This is a genomic window from Achromobacter ruhlandii (assembly GCF_002082135.1).
GTDB classification, from domain to species: domain Bacteria; phylum Pseudomonadota; class Gammaproteobacteria; order Burkholderiales; family Burkholderiaceae_B; genus Achromobacter; species Achromobacter ruhlandii.
Genome location: NZ_CP017433.1, coordinates 5,452,506 through 5,466,699, shown reverse-complemented (window position 1 = coordinate 5,466,699; position 14,194 = coordinate 5,452,506). Strand labels below are relative to the sequence as shown.

General features: G+C 59.0%; 12 protein-coding genes. 4 read left to right on the top strand and 8 right to left on the bottom strand.

The window, feature by feature from the left end:
* Nucleotides 1-422: 422 nt before the first annotated feature.
* Nucleotides 423-2,441 carry a site-specific DNA-methyltransferase gene (locus AruCF_RS24785; protein WP_049071886.1) on the top strand — a complete coding sequence of 673 codons (2,019 nt, stop codon included), beginning with the start codon at nt 423-425 and terminating at the stop codon, nt 2,439-2,441.
* Nucleotides 2,438-4,807 (top strand): DEAD/DEAH box helicase family protein, encoded by a 2,370-nt coding sequence (locus AruCF_RS24780; protein ID WP_049071887.1) that lies wholly within the window; start codon nt 2,438-2,440, stop codon nt 4,805-4,807. Before AruCF_RS24785 ends, AruCF_RS24780 begins: the two co-directional genes overlap by 4 nt.
* 140 nt (nt 4,808-4,947) lie before the next feature.
* Here AruCF_RS24780 and AruCF_RS24775 read toward each other — a convergent pair whose 3' ends face one another.
* From AruCF_RS24775 to AruCF_RS29300, 6 genes are all read right to left on the bottom strand, one after another.
* On the bottom strand, nt 4,948-5,919 hold the full coding sequence (locus tag AruCF_RS24775) for a site-specific integrase (RefSeq protein WP_080977329.1): 972 nt from the start codon (nt 5,917-5,919) through the stop codon (nt 4,948-4,950).
* Between the two features lie 67 nt (nt 5,920-5,986).
* Nucleotides 5,987-6,352: a hypothetical protein gene (locus tag AruCF_RS29305; protein WP_144419083.1), complete on the bottom strand. Its 366-nt coding sequence runs from the start codon at nt 6,350-6,352 to the stop codon at nt 5,987-5,989.
* Between the two features lie 144 nt (nt 6,353-6,496).
* The gene (gene istB / locus AruCF_RS24770; protein WP_005013542.1) at nt 6,497-7,267 is read right to left on the bottom strand and encodes an IS21-like element helper ATPase IstB; all 771 of its coding nucleotides are present in this window, start codon (nt 7,265-7,267) and stop codon (nt 6,497-6,499) included.
* Nucleotides 7,264-8,274, bottom strand: coding sequence for an IS21 family transposase (gene istA / locus AruCF_RS24765; RefSeq protein ID WP_049077984.1), 1,011 nt, complete (start codon nt 8,272-8,274; stop codon nt 7,264-7,266). The genes istB and istA overlap by 4 nt, the downstream gene beginning before the upstream one ends.
* A gap of 449 nt (nt 8,275-8,723) precedes the next feature.
* Nucleotides 8,724-9,089 (bottom strand): hypothetical protein, encoded by a 366-nt coding sequence (locus tag AruCF_RS24755; RefSeq protein ID WP_049071890.1) that lies wholly within the window; start codon nt 9,087-9,089, stop codon nt 8,724-8,726.
* A gap of 44 nt (nt 9,090-9,133) precedes the next feature.
* Nucleotides 9,134-9,640: a hypothetical protein gene (locus tag AruCF_RS29300; protein ID WP_144419084.1), complete on the bottom strand. Its 507-nt coding sequence runs from the start codon at nt 9,638-9,640 to the stop codon at nt 9,134-9,136.
* Between the two features lie 84 nt (nt 9,641-9,724).
* Here AruCF_RS29300 and AruCF_RS24745 point away from each other — a divergent pair, with 84 nt between their 5' ends.
* Nucleotides 9,725-9,952, top strand: coding sequence for a helix-turn-helix domain-containing protein (locus AruCF_RS24745; protein ID WP_049071895.1), 228 nt, complete (start codon nt 9,725-9,727; stop codon nt 9,950-9,952).
* A 2-nt stretch (nt 9,953-9,954) separates the two neighbouring features.
* Here AruCF_RS24745 and AruCF_RS24740 read toward each other — a convergent pair whose 3' ends face one another.
* Nucleotides 9,955-10,464, bottom strand: coding sequence for a hypothetical protein (locus tag AruCF_RS24740; protein ID WP_049071898.1), 510 nt, complete (start codon nt 10,462-10,464; stop codon nt 9,955-9,957).
* Nucleotides 10,465-11,181: 717 nt separating this feature from the next.
* Between AruCF_RS24740 and AruCF_RS24735 the strand changes: the two genes are divergently transcribed.
* Entirely contained in the window at nt 11,182-13,290 is a 2,109-nt protein-coding gene (locus AruCF_RS24735) for a PhoX family protein (protein WP_049071900.1), read from the top strand.
* Nucleotides 13,291-13,434: 144 nt separating this feature from the next.
* Here the strand turns inward: AruCF_RS24735 and AruCF_RS24730 are convergent, their stop codons facing one another.
* Nucleotides 13,435-13,740 (bottom strand): hypothetical protein, encoded by a 306-nt coding sequence (locus AruCF_RS24730; RefSeq protein WP_049071902.1) that lies wholly within the window; start codon nt 13,738-13,740, stop codon nt 13,435-13,437.
* Between the last annotated feature and the right edge of the window lie 454 nt (nt 13,741-14,194).

Genomic DNA, 14,194 nt, shown 5'->3' with positions numbered 1-14,194 from the left:
TGGTGTGTTTTCGCTGCATAATACTTGGCTTCGAGAAATATGACATCGGCAGCATATACCTGCCTCCTAGTCAGTCTGAACCACATGAAGTACTCATTGCTGGCTGTTTCCTTGACTACGCTGACGAGAACATGTGGGGGCAGGGCCGGCGTCCGCTTCGCCGAAGCGGACCTCCTGGGCGGGGTGGCGTAGGGCGGCTTTGGCTCTTGAGATCTGCGCGCCTCTAGTCTAGGACGAAGCGACAAGCGCTCGCTCATCTGTAGCGCCTCAAATGCTGGTAGTCTTATCGCTGATTTGCGCTAAAATACTGGATAAATGAACAGTATTCAGTGGGCCATGGCTAGGGCGTTCGCCCGTGCCGTGGCTTTTGTCATGAACGGCAGCGGTCACAGGATGGCCGCTCCTCAGAAAGAGATTCCCAGATGGCATACGAGCAGATGACACGCGGAGATTTGATCCGCTTGCTCGAACAGTACGATGTTGAGCGCGCGGAGGCCGGCAAGGATGGCATCATCATGTCGTACACGGGCCGTACGGCACCCTGGCAGATCATTCGCCAGGTCAAGCCTAAACTCACGAAGATCAATCAACGCGCCTCGGTGGGAGAAGGGCAAGCCCAGGGTCAGAACATCATCATGGACGGCGAGAATCTGTCTGGCATGGTGACTCTCTACAAGTACCGCGGCCAAGTTGATCTGATCCTTACGGATCCCCCCTACAACACGGGCGAGGACTTTCGCTACAACGACAAGTGGGACAAGGACCCTAACGATCCCGAATTGGGTGAACTGGTGCCGAAAGAGGACGGTTCGCGCCATTCCAAGTGGCTACGGTTCATGACGCCGAGGCTATGGATGATGCGCGACATGCTGAAGCCAGGTGGCGTCATCGCGATCTGTATCGACCACCGCGAATTGTTTCGTCTGGGCATGCTCATGGACGAGATTTTTCGTGAAGAGAATCGCGTTGGCATCATCAACTGGCAAAAGGCCTATTCCCCCAAGAGTGATACGGGCGGCAACAAGGGGGGGCTATCTACGGCCACTGAGTACGTGCTGGTCTATGCCAAGGAGTTGGAGAAAACGAAGACCAGGTTGTTGGAGCGCACTGCAGCGATGGATGCGCGATACCAGACAACAGTCGACGGTGACCCGCACGAATGGAAGTCAGGCGATGCTTCCGGTCCTAACGCCTCCACCCATCAAAAAATGGTCTACGGCATCCAAAGCCCGTTCAATGGCAAGATTTTTTATCCGCCCGAGGGGCGCTGTTGGGCAAACGAGAAGCGGAGCATGAAGGCGTGGCTCGAGCAATGGGGCTCCGACTACCAAGAGAAGTGGATTGACGACGGCAATGAGGTTACCGAGAAGGCGTCTGGAAACACCGTACAAGTGAGGGCGTTGGTCTTAAAAGGGACGAAGTTTGAGAATGGTGTCTGCGTGTCTAGCGACACCATTCTGGCTCGGGCGCGTGCCAGTGCGCAGGAGAAGCTGGCGGCGGGTACTTGGCCACAACTCTATTTTGGTCAGTCGGGTGAGACTGGCCCGCAGTTGAAGCGCTATCTCAAAGACGTGAAAAAGGGCAAGATGCCCATGACGTACTGGGCCGACGAAGACTATGACATTCCGTTGGAAATCGGTACCCAATCGTGGGATCACGAGGAGTCAGGCCACAGCCAAACCGGCGTGACGGAACTGGATGCAGTTGTCGGCAAGGGCCACAATTTCAAGACGGTTAAGCCATTGAGGCTTATGTCGAAAATAGTTCAACTCTGGTGCAAGCCTGATGGCATCGTTCTAGATCCATTTGCTGGTTCTGGGACGACGGGCCATGCCGTGTTGGAGTTGAATAAGGTAAGCGGGGCATCGCGTCGCTTTATCCTCATTGAGCAGGGCAATGACGCGAAAGGCGATCACTACGCCAAGTCGTTGACGGCAGATCGTGTGCGCCGCGTGGTCAAAGGCGACTGGAAGTCGGGGCGACGGGAACCGCTGGGTGGTGGTTTCCAGTTCATTGAGTTGAAGCGCCAACAAGTGGATGCGGCGGCGGTGAATGCTTTGCAGCGGGAGGAAATGATCGACCTGCTCTTGACGAGTCATTGGGAAAAATCCGACCGCGCCAAGATTTCACTCACGCGCTTTATGCCGGAGTCAGAGAGCCGCCGCTTCCTCTTCGCCACTAATGCGCGCAACGAGGGTTTCTTCTTGATTTGGGACGGGGCTGAAAAACCGTCAGACCTGGACCGAGGGACATTCAAAGCTATCGTCGAAGAGGCCAAGAAACATGGCCTTATGGATCGGTATCATGTCTACGCATCGGTGGCGACCTATTCAGGGCGCACTGTGGAGTTCTACAAGATACCCGATCGGGTGTTGGAGCACATTGGCTTCAACACGCGGGCAGACGCATACAACAACGATAGTGAGAACGAACAGGGATGAAAGAGATCAAGTTCCAGAATGACGCGGCGGTTCAGATTGCGCGCCGTTACGCGTTCTTCGCTAATCATGAGCAACGTGGCTACACCCGTAGGTCCGCCGATCCATTCTTTCAAGCCCTTGGCGCTCTGACCGGAGCCGGCAAGACGCCGATTCTCGCGGAGACGGTGACTCTGATCCGAAACGAACTTCGGGGTGAACCTATTGTGCTTTGGATGTCCAAAGCGCGATCGGTGGTGACGCAAACTTTTAACAATTTCAACGGGGGGAAGTATGCTCCGTTGATCGAAGGCTTTCAGGTTTGTGCCATCAAGGATTTGCACCCGAAGATGGTCGAGGACGGCGGGACGCCGCTTCTGGTATTGACGACTACGGGCCTGTTTAACAACAAGGATCAGGCAGAAGGCGACTTGCGGGTATATCGCGCAGCTCAGGACAGCCAAGGCGGAAAGTCGATGTGGCAACGCCTTATCGACCGTCATGATGGACAGCATCGGCGCCCACTTATTATTGTCTATGATGAAGCACACAACCTGTCCGAACAGCAGACAGAGATTTTGCGAGAATTGCAGCCGGAGGCGTGGTTGTTGGCGAGTGCCACCATCAAGTTGCCAGCGAAATTCCACGATCTGGTGATTCAGCCGACCAAAAGTTGGGTGGCTCGATGCGCGAGCGATGCAGAAGCATTTGAGTCGTTAAACGCAGCCAAGAGCGGTGCGCCCGATGCTGACGCCTGGATGACTACCTTGGTGGACAGTCAAAAGGTAGTGGACGCAGAGTTGGTCAAGAAGGCTATCAATTTCGATGGCACCACTGCGCCCATGGAAACTTGCCTTGACAGCCTGATGGAGCGCCTTGATGTGATTCAGAAGGAAATTGCAGATCGAGGGTTGCGCATTAAGCCCAAGGCGATCTATGTCTGCAAGACCAATATTGCGGATGATGGGTTACCCGACGATCCAACTAAGCCGTTTAATCTGCGGCAAGCTCCTCCCATTCGTATTTGGCGCTATTTGGTGGAATCCAAAGGCATTGCGCCCTCTAGCATCGCCATCTATTCCGATCTCAAGTTCTCGGATGGCAATAAGCCTGACGAGGTGGTGCATTTCTCGAAGGGCGATGACGACTTCGATAGGTTCCATGAGGGCGGCTTTCAGCACATCATCTTCAACTTGTCGTTGCAGGAAGGCTGGGACGATCCGGAGTGCTACCTAGCCTACGTTGACAAGTCTATGGGCTCATCGACCCAGGTTCAACAAGTCATCGGGCGAGTGTTGCGTCAACCGCATGCGACGCACTACAACAGCGAGGTGTTGAACGCTGCTCATTTCTTCTTACGCGTCGACAAAAAAAGCGTGTTTACGCAGGCGCTTGATCTGGTAAAAGCGAAGCTAGACCAGGAAGGCGCGCCCATTTCTATATCGTCTTCCTTCTCCAGTGGTACGAGCCCCGCCGCCGCGGAAGTTCTTCCTCGAGATGATGTATCTGCCTCCATTCATAGCATCTACGTGCTTAAGGAAGAGGCCAAGGCGGTGGCAGATCAACTATTGAGTCAGTTCTCCACCTACATCGAGGGAAGCGTCGATGCCATCGGCACTGCCGAAAGTACGAGAGCAGTAATCGACGTGACAGACAAGACAGGGGCAACTGGAGAACCGGACTGGATAGACGGGGGGCAAACCAATCCGGTTCGATTGCGTTGGCTATTATCTCTGGCTGTACGTTCTTGTGCTCCGCAAGCCAGTAAGATCATCGTCGCTAGTGACCCGAAGTTCGACGTCCGTGTTCAGGTTCGTAGCAATGCTGAAGTTGCCGTGAGAGAACTGGCCGAGAAGATCGCAGCTGCCTACTATGAGCACTCTGAATTGATCTATGAGGATAGCGATCCGTTTGTCTTCGGTCCCATGCGGGTAGTAAAGGAAGGAGCGATGAGCTTCACCAATAGTCTCTATCCACATTACGGAAAGATGGGAGCCGAAGAGGCGGCGTTCGCCCGTGGATTGGATGCAGCGAACGTGACCTGGCATCGCAACCCGGTGTCAGGCGGCTACTCCATCCCTTTGTTGACGCCAGGAGACACGGCAAATTTCTTCCCAGATTTCTTGGCATGGAAGGGCAATAAGGTCTATGCCATAGACACCAAGGGCAGACATCTGTTGACTGATGCACTGCTGCGCAAGATGTTCGACATCAGCGATGGGGAGAAGAACCGCATTCACGTGCGTTTTGTCGTGAAAGGTAAACAGGATTCACTCAACGGTCGGACCCTATCAAAAGAGGGATACACAATCTGGCGGGTAAAGAACAATCAAACGGTGGCTGTCTACAAGGACACCATGGCGAAGACTGTGGCTGAGTGTTTAAAGTAGTTCAACCTTGGCGAGAGATTACCGCGTTGGCCTAGGGTACGTTCTTCGAACGAGCTATTCATATATAAGGTCCTGCCATTGCTCGGCAAAGTTACGTGAAGGGCGTTGATAGCCTCAGGGGGCAAAGCATCAATCTATTATTAAAGCAGAGAAGGAATTCTTCGTCTTTCCAACGGGCGGATGTACCGCGCTAACGTGGCCGTGGACCGGTGCCCGGTCTGTTGCTGAATCTGAAATGGTTGTAACCCAGCCATCGCGGCGGCAGTGACATATCCTGCGCGCAAGCTATGGCCTGCGACGAGAGTCGCATCTAAGCCAGCCCGCCGATATGCGGCCTTGACAATCAGCGCTACAGACTGGCTGGTAAGTGCGCGGTCGCTGATAGTGTCGTGACGGGTGACACGTCGAAATACATACCCGAAGTCTATGCCAGCTAACGCCTTCCACTGTTCCAACGCGGCGACCGGGCATCTAGTGCCTTTGGCTCTTGGAATGAAGATGATTCTTCCTGCGCCTTCTTGATCCGTCTTGGAACGGTGGAGCATAATCTCAATGCCTTCATTGATCATCGAAATGTCTTCGCACCGAATGGCGACTAGTTCTGAGCGCCGGAATGCACCGGCGAAGCCGATTAGCAAAACGGCTCTGTCCCGTGCAGCCTTCATTGGCTTTTGTTGATCAATCAAAGCAAGCAGTTCCAATAGCTCGTCCTTGACGAGCGCTCGGACGCGACGCTGCGCGGTCCCTAAGGTTCTACGTATGCCCTGCATTGTCTGACGTACGATGACGTGGACAGCTGGCGACGTCAGGTTTCGATCCTGATGGGCACGGTGGATCCCGACGAGCCGCCGTTCTATGGTCGCTACAGCCAAAGTTGCCGCTAGCTTTGCCAAATATGCGGATAGCTGTTGCGGCGTCGCCGGCAGCTTTCCACCGTTCGCCAAAAAATGAGCTAGATCAGCCGCATAGGCTTTCTTCGTCGCGGCCGATCGGGCAGCATCAATGTAATGCTCTGCCGTCATCGACACGGCAGTATTCGCGGGAACGCTTCGAGAGGGCTTGGAGGCATTAGTCTTTGATGCCGTGGCGGAAATTTTGCTGGTGGTTTTCATGGTCGGAATGAAGTCCTCGTGGATAGTGCCCGATTGACGTCGGGAAGCTGGGCGAAGGGGAGCCAGGTCATGGGGCGTAATCAGCCAGATGGGATCGACAAGCGATAGAGAGCTCGTGGATATACAGGAGTACCTGCCCTAGATCGGCAAGTAGCGCACCAACACTTGCAATCGACTGTCGTAGCGCGGCGGCATCGCCTGCATCATTCAGTGGGACACAGGCGAGAAGCACGCCAAGCCCCGCGATGCCTTGATGCAGGCAATCGAGCGTGAGGTCTAGTTGTGAGGCCAATGCCAGCAGGACTTCAGGATCTGCCTCTGCGAAGTCGATACGAGGATCTGCAGTCTTTGGCAACAGGCAGAGCATTGAGCAAAGGTCACGCAATGGGGCCCGATGCGTAGCTGATTTGCCAGAATTTTGGTTCGAGCCCACGTTCAATATTCCTTTGGCAGCAGGAGCGTCGTAGCGGACCTGTCGGCCTCGGTGATGATCCATAGCTGTCAACGCCGGTTGAAAATTGACCCACTTTCGTCGGAATCGTCGGAGTAAAACTGACCCACCCCGGCGTTCAAAAACCTAGTTCCTGATCTTGATGTTTCCTGCTTTGCGCTTGTCCTTGAGCCGGTAGCTTTCCCCGGCAATCTGCACGATATGGGCGTGGTGCAGCAGGCGGTCGAGCAAGGCGGCGGTCAGCGTCTGATCCTCAGAGAAGCACGAGGCCCACTGGCTGAAGGGCAGATTGCTGGTGACGATGATGCTGGTACGCTCGTAGCGCTGGGCCACCACGTTGAAGAACAGGTTTGCTTCCTCGCGCCCGAAGGGCAGATAGCCAATCTCATCGATCACCAGCAGGCGCGGCCCGATGATGGCGCGGTTGAAGTACTGCTGCAGCCGGTCCTGTTTATGGGCAGTGGCCAACTGCATCATCAGGTCGGCGGCAGTCAGAAACCGGGTCTTGATGCCCGCCATGACGGCACGGTACGCCAATGCCTGCGCCAGGTGGCTCTTGCCCACGCCGCTGGGTCCCAGGAATACCACGTTCTCAGCCCGTTCGATAAAGCTCAGGGCCGCCAGTTCCTGGATCTGGGCACGCGGCGCACCACTGGCAAAGGCGAAGTCATAGTCTTCGATGGTCTTGACCGAGGGCAGCGTGGCGATCTTCATCAGGGCGGCGCGCTGGCGTTCGATCCGGGCGTCGTTCTCAATACCCAGAAGGCGCTCCAGGAAGTCGCCATGGCTGGCGTCTTCGCGGGCGCACTGCTGGGCCATGGCGGGCCACTCGCTGCCGATACGCTCCAGCTTCAGGACATCGCAGATCTGTTCGATGCGGTTGTGTTGAAGGTTCATGCTCGCACCTCCAGCAACTCGTTATAGACCGACAGCGGGTGCTGGAAGCTCTCTCGCGGCACAGGCCGGTGAGACGTGGCTGGCACCAACATGCCGTGTTGCGCAGGCAACTGCAGTAGCGCCAGGCGCTCTTCCTGCAACCGCTTAGCGGGTCTCTCCCGAGTGGTGCCATGCAGCCGCTGATCGGCCACCTCCGTGAGCCAGCGACCGACGTGCGCGTTGGCTGCCGTCACATCGAAGCGCAGGCCAGCCTGCTTGAGGGTCGCGGCCAACGGGACACAGAAACTGCCCTTCAGGTATCCGTTGAAGCGTTCGACCTTGCCCTTGGTCTTGGCGCGATAAGGCTGGCACACACGCGGGGTGAAGCCGAACTCCTGGGCGACGGCCAACAGCCCGTTGTGCCAGCGATGCTGGCCGGGGCCGTAGGCATCGCGCTCGGTGATGATGGCGCCCGCGTTGTCGAACAACACGTGCTGGGGTACGCCGCCGAAGTAGATGAAGGCCTGACGCAGACATCCGAACCAAGTGTCGGCGCGCTCATCGGTGGTGAACCGCACCCAGCTCGAACGGCTGTATCCCAGCGTGGCGACAAAGGCCATCAAGGGATCACGGCCGCGCCGGATGTGGGTGAAGTCGGCCTGCATCTGCTTGCCAGGCGGCGTCTCAAAACGAACGACCGGTTCAGGCTCCTGGTGCTTGTAGCCGCCAAGAAACTCCTTGAGCTGCGTTACACCACCGGGGTAGTCCAGCTCTTGAATCTCCCGCAGCAGCACGGCTGCTGGAATCCAGTGCGGCCGGGCCGCCTCGATGCGCCCGTGCAGATAGTCCTTGTACGGATCCAGCTTGGTGGTCCGTGCCTCGCGGGGCTTGTACTGCTGGGCATCAGCCTCACGCAGATACCGCCTGATCGTGTTGCGTGAGCAGCCCAGCTGCTTGGCCATCTCCCGAATGCTGACGCCGCGACGCGCCATTACCTTGATCTCCACTGCTTGCTCCTGAGTCAACATTGTCGGCGGCCAAAAGGCCGCCATCATTGCCCAGGTGGGTCAGATTTACTCCGACGCGGTGGGTCAGTATTACATCGGCGCTGACACATAGCCGCTCGCCCGCTACTTCATACGAGGATATGACGCGGTTGCCATGTATAGCCGCTGCCTCGTTGGCCAAGGCATCCTCGGGTTGCACGTCGTCCCAATCGCCAGACCGGTGGCGCAACAGCATCTGGAATGGGTTCAGGTTCGCGCGCTGTAATAGGTTCAACGCGCCCGGAGTCGCCACGACTTGACCAAGTGAAATGGGTAGACCGCGGCGCTGCGTAGTCGAGGAAGTGTCACGGTGAGATGCTTGCATGGGCTTTCGCTTTTGATTGGCAAGAAGGCGTTGTTGGGCATCAGAAATGCAAAAGAGCCAAGGTGTGTGGCCTTGGCTCCTGCGGGGGGGCTGCTAGTCGAGAGGGTTACTTCAGGCCGTACTTGCCTGCCATAGAACCGGCAGCGTTCATGCCGCAGTAGCTGTCGCATCCCTTCGTGGTCACTTGAACGGCGCGATTGGAGAAGTTCAACAGCACAACGCACTGGTCTGCCGGGTCTTCCGACGTCCAGGCAGCTCGGGTCCCGTCAATGGGACGAGCAAATAACGGCTCGTCTTCTCCCAGGCTGCATGCATGGGCTCCCACATTGGTGTTGAAGGCGAACTGGACGCCCTGCTGAGATTCTTTGACGATCAGCTCGCCGCCTTGTTTGATGTATTTGCCCGTGACTCCCGCAAGGGCGGCCGGGCTAGAAAGCGCTAGAAGTAGTGCCAACGCGTACGAACGCATCATCAGTTCCTTAGAGAGTTGGGATGAAACACAGAACGGGTGGATAGTTAGCGGCCCGGCATGACGAATTCTTCCTGGGGGCGTCCGAGTAGTCGCCAGCCTTGTTCGGACTGGATCAGTAGCACCGCCCCTCGCAGGACGGTTTGTCGCGTTTGCGGGTTCACTGCGCCTGCCATGCCTGCGACAACATTGCCCATCTCACCCATGCAAGGCTTGTTGCGAGGGTCGTCAACGAATCCGCGAACGCTTGCGTAAGTACTGCGGGCGAAGTCTTCACGGATCGTCAGGGTGGCTTCGTAATCGAGTTGGTACTTGTCGCCCCGCTGGACGCTGTCGATCTTCCTGGCGTTCGAAATGGTCCACAAAGGGCAGCCAGAGAATCGACCTTCAAGGAAGTTCTTGGCTTCCGCATTGCCTGGTGCCGCCGCACCGCAGCCTGTCGTGAGAAGGGCCGCAAATATTCCTACGAGAGTGAGGGTCGCATTGCGTGCGCGGTGTCTGCTGAAAGTTTGTCGTTTGGTCTGCATATCGAGGTTAAGAGTCAAAAATAACACTTTGAGTTTGGTTGCGAGGCTAAATGTACCAAAACCAAACCCAAAGTGTGTGGAGTGAGGGGGAGGGATAAGAAAAACTGCGGCATGTCTAACCCAACGCAAAAGTGTGATGCGCAGGTGTTGTTTGCCGCGAACATGCGCCGCATTCGCAAACAAAAGCAGCTAACTCAGGAGCAGGTGGCTGAAAGGGCGGGCCTGCATCCGAACTACGTGTCTTCTGTGGAACGCGGGGAACGCAATCTATCGATCGCCAACATCGAACGCATCGCCGCCGCACTCGATGTCACGATGGCGGAGCTGGTCACCCCCTAGCTCTACTTGCCGGCGGCGCTTTTCGTGGCCATGGGATGCACGCCGATGTACCAGGCCGCGCCAAGCGGCTTGAGGTCAGTTCGGACATGCGCGGACGTCTCGATCCAGTATGCAGGGTCAACCATGTAGGCAATGGTGGTCTTTGGCGCGTGGCTCGCCGACGCTCGGTGGAACAGCACGTGACGGCCGATTTCCTTGTCGGGGTCATAGTCCACCATCAGGATGGCCAGATCCGGGACATCCGCCAGCTTGCTTACCTCTTTGTAGACCGTGGCAACCCAGCCATAGTGCGCCAGAAGTCCGGCAATCAGGTCTTCGGTGATCCAGTAGGGACCATGCGAGGGATGCTTGAACCGGTTCACTGCGAGCTCGCGGACCTCCGCAAGCGGCTTCCCTGTGATGCTTGCGATGCACGCGAAGGCACAATCGAAGTCGCCGTTCTGCGCGACGCGAGCGAAGGCGGGTTGGAAGCCCTCTGCGGTCGAGGTTACGGTGCTGGGTATGTTGGACATGACACATTCCTTCGTTTCAGGTGCGCGCAACGAGGCCGCCCAGGGACATCAGGGGCACTCAATGGACAATCGGGGAGAGGCGGAAAGCGCAGATCGCTGTTGAAGCAGTCGTCTTTCTGGCAGCGTTGCGGCGCTGGTTGAGGGGCGCGCCGAGGGCTAAGCTCTGGCGTGCTAAAACCAGCTTAGGGGTGGCTGCCGTGTCGGATCAACAACAAAATAACTTTGGCAGTTGGCAACTAGAGGGCGGTGTTGTCTTGAAGAAGTCGGCCCTGTAGCGGGTCGCTCTGGCAACGAGGAGGCGGCCAGACAGCCAAATTTGAGTATGTTTTTGAGTAGGTTTTGCCGATAACCGGAGAAATTTACCTATGTAGTTCGAGTTTCGCCGTCGCACCAGGAATTCCTCGTGAAACGCCCGCTGAAACGCAAGTTCCAGCGGGCGTTTTGCATGGGCGCTCCATATATGGCCCCGGTGTGGCCTGCCCCAACGTCGCTGGCGCATGGCGCTAGGCGCTAGGCGCTTGGCGCTTGGCGCTTGGCGCTTGGCGCTTGGCCGATCCTTGCGCGCGAGCCCGCCTCCTGCTTTACCCCTCCTGCTTTACCTTTCCTTCACCAACCTTTCATTTAGCTGTTATTCCCACGTCATGTTGGGGAACGATCATGCCGCCAGGCTGGATCGCGGGTGAACCGGCCAGAACATCGAAAATGACAGGAAATCTGATGAGCGTTTCGGACCAGGACGACATTCCGTCCAACCCCTCCACGGCACCGCATTTCAATGAAGTGGTGCGACGCGCGGTGTCGCGTCGCGGTTTTCTCAAGGCTGGCCTGGGGGCTGGCGCCGTCGGCTTCATGGGCGCGGGCCTGACCGCCTGTGGCGGGGATGACAACGATGACGATTCCCCCGCCGGCGAAAATCCCGGCGCCACCAACCCCGGCGGCGAAACGCCCGCCAAGCCGGTGGAACTCAATTTCAAGGCCGTGCCCATCAGCACCGCCGACACCGTGGTGGTGCCCGAGGGCTACCAGTTCGCCGTGATCAGCCGCTGGGGCGATCCGCTGTTCGCCGGCGCGCCGGCCTTCAAGGCCGATGCCAGCAACGGCGGCGACGACCAGGCCCGCCAGCTGGGCTACAACCATGACGGCCTGCATTTCTTCCCGATCGACGGCACCGATAGCGTCAATGGCAGCAGCGTGGAAGGCCTGATGGTCACCAACCACGAATACACCACGCCCGAGTACTTCTATCCCGTCGGCGTGCAGCCCGGCAACGCGCAGTGGAACCTGGACTGGGTGCGCAAGTCACAACACGCGCACGGCGTGTCGGTGCGCCATCTGCGCCTGGCCAACGGCAAGTGGGAAGCGGTGCTGGATTCGCCCTTCAACCGCAGCGTCAATGCCAACGTCGCCATGCAACTGGTGGGACCGGCCGCTGGCAACCGCCTGGTGCGCACCAACGCCGACCCGTCGGGCACGCGTTGCTTCGGCACCTTCGGCAATTGCGGCAACGGCTACACGCTGTGGAACACCTACCTGACGTGCGAAGAGAACTTCACCGACTACTTCGGCGTCGGCACGGCCGACCCGGCCACGGTGAACTATCCCGACGCCGAATACCAGGCGCACATGGAGCGCTACAAGGGCTCGGGCAAGACCTCCAGCAGCTCGTACCGCTGGGATCACTACGACAACCGCTTCAACTGGGCGATGGAGCCCAACGAATACAACCGTTGCGGCTGGGTGGTGGAGATCGATCCGTTCGATCCGAACTCCACGCCCAAGAAGCTGACCGCGCTGGGCCGCTTCAAGCACGAGAACGCGGCGATGACGCTGGCCGATGACAAGCGCGTGGTGGTCTACATGGGCGACGACCAGGTCAGCGAGTACATCTACAAGTTCGTGTCCGACGGCAAGTACGACCCGGCCCGCCCGGCGCTGAACCGCCTGCTGCTGGACAAGGGCACGCTGTACGTCGCGCGCTTCCTGGACGGCGCCGCGCAGGGCGATGCCATGGGCGTGGGCGAGTGGATCCCGCTCAAGCTCGACACGCCGGCGCTGGCCGGCGGCACCCTGGGCGCGCTGTTCAACCAGGACATGGGCGAACTGCTGGTCAAGACCCGCCAGGCCGCCGATGCGGTGGGCGCGACGCCGATGGACCGGCCCGAGTGGATCACCACCCACCCGACCACCCGCGAAGCCTACGTCACGCTGACCAACAACAGCTCGCGCGGCAGCAGCAGCGCGCGCTATCCGGGCGGCCCCCAACATCCGGGCGCCAACGATGCCAACCCCCGCACCGGCAACCAGTACGGCCAGATCGTGCGCTGGCGCGAGAAGAACGGCGACCCGGCGTCGCTGACGTTCGAGTGGGACATCTTCGTGCTGGCCGGCAACCCGACGCTGTATCCGCGCACCGACCTGCGCAGCGGCTCGGCCAACGTCACGGCGGACAACACCTTCAACAGCCCGGATGGCTTGGCTTTCGACAAGCGCGGCCTGCTGTGGATCGAGACGGACGGCAACTACTCCAACACCGGCGCCTACGCCGGCCAGGGTAACAACCAGATGCTGGTGGCCAATCCGGCCACCAAGGAAATCCGCCGCTTCATGACGGGGCCCATCGGGTGCGAAGTGACCGGCCTGACCTGGACGCCGGACCAGAAGTACCTGTTCATCAACATCCAGCACCCGGGCGAAGGTCCGAGCGTGACGGATGCGCAGAACAATCCGCTGATGGCATCCAAGTGGCCCGACGACGCCACCGCCACGCGGCCGCGCCCGGCCACGGTGGTGATCTGGAAGCAGGACGGCAGCGCCGTCGGCACCTGACGACGATGCGCCGGATGGCGGCGGGCCGCGTGCCCGCCATCATCGTGGCACAGGCGTGAATGGCCGGCACCTTGCGTGCCGGCTTCTTTTTTTTGGGGCGGCGCGCTGCCGGGCGTGCGTGGGAAAAGCGCCGTCCGCCTGCCGTCAATGCAGGTTGTGGCCGAAGGCAATGGCCGCGGCCACGAAGGTCGCGGCGCCGATGCCGGCCAGCCAGTAGGCCCGCCGGGCCGCCATCGCCTCATTGCGGCCGAACGCCACCAGCAGTGCGATCAGCGACCAGATGCCGGTGAAGGCGAGCAGGGCGAGGGTGTAGACGAAACCGGACAGGTCGTAGCCCCCGCCGCCGATGGACGGATATTCCGGGCTGCGCGGCCAGAGCAGGGCCACGTGCGGCACGGTGACCAGCGCGAACACGGCCAGCCAGATCAGGAATCGGCGGTCTTTCAGCATGGGGGGCTCCGGATGGGGGAAACCGTAGTCTGACACCATTTGCGCCGGATCCGGCGCCGCCGTCGGCGCGGCCGCGACTCACACGGCGGCCGGCGCTTCGCCCTGGTAGGCGTGGTGCAGCAGCACAATGAAGTTTTCGGCCTTGGGCAAGACCGCGTGCACCACCCGGCGGACGGCCATGCCGGGGGGCCAGGGAGTTCATCACCGGGGTGGGGCACGGGGCGGCGCGGGAAAGGCTGCGCTTGCGCGCACTATCCGGGATCGCGCGAGGTCCGGGAAACGAATGTTGCTTAAGGGATCTTCAAGCGGAGCTTGAAGATCTGCGTCGTGGCGCGGGGGCGCGGCGCCGACGTATCGCTGCACCGGGTCGGGCATTCGAGGTCATTGGCTACAAAACTGGAACAGTTTGTTCCGGGAAAAATCGCCGTTTTTGGCCCGGGGGCGGTGGTCGCCC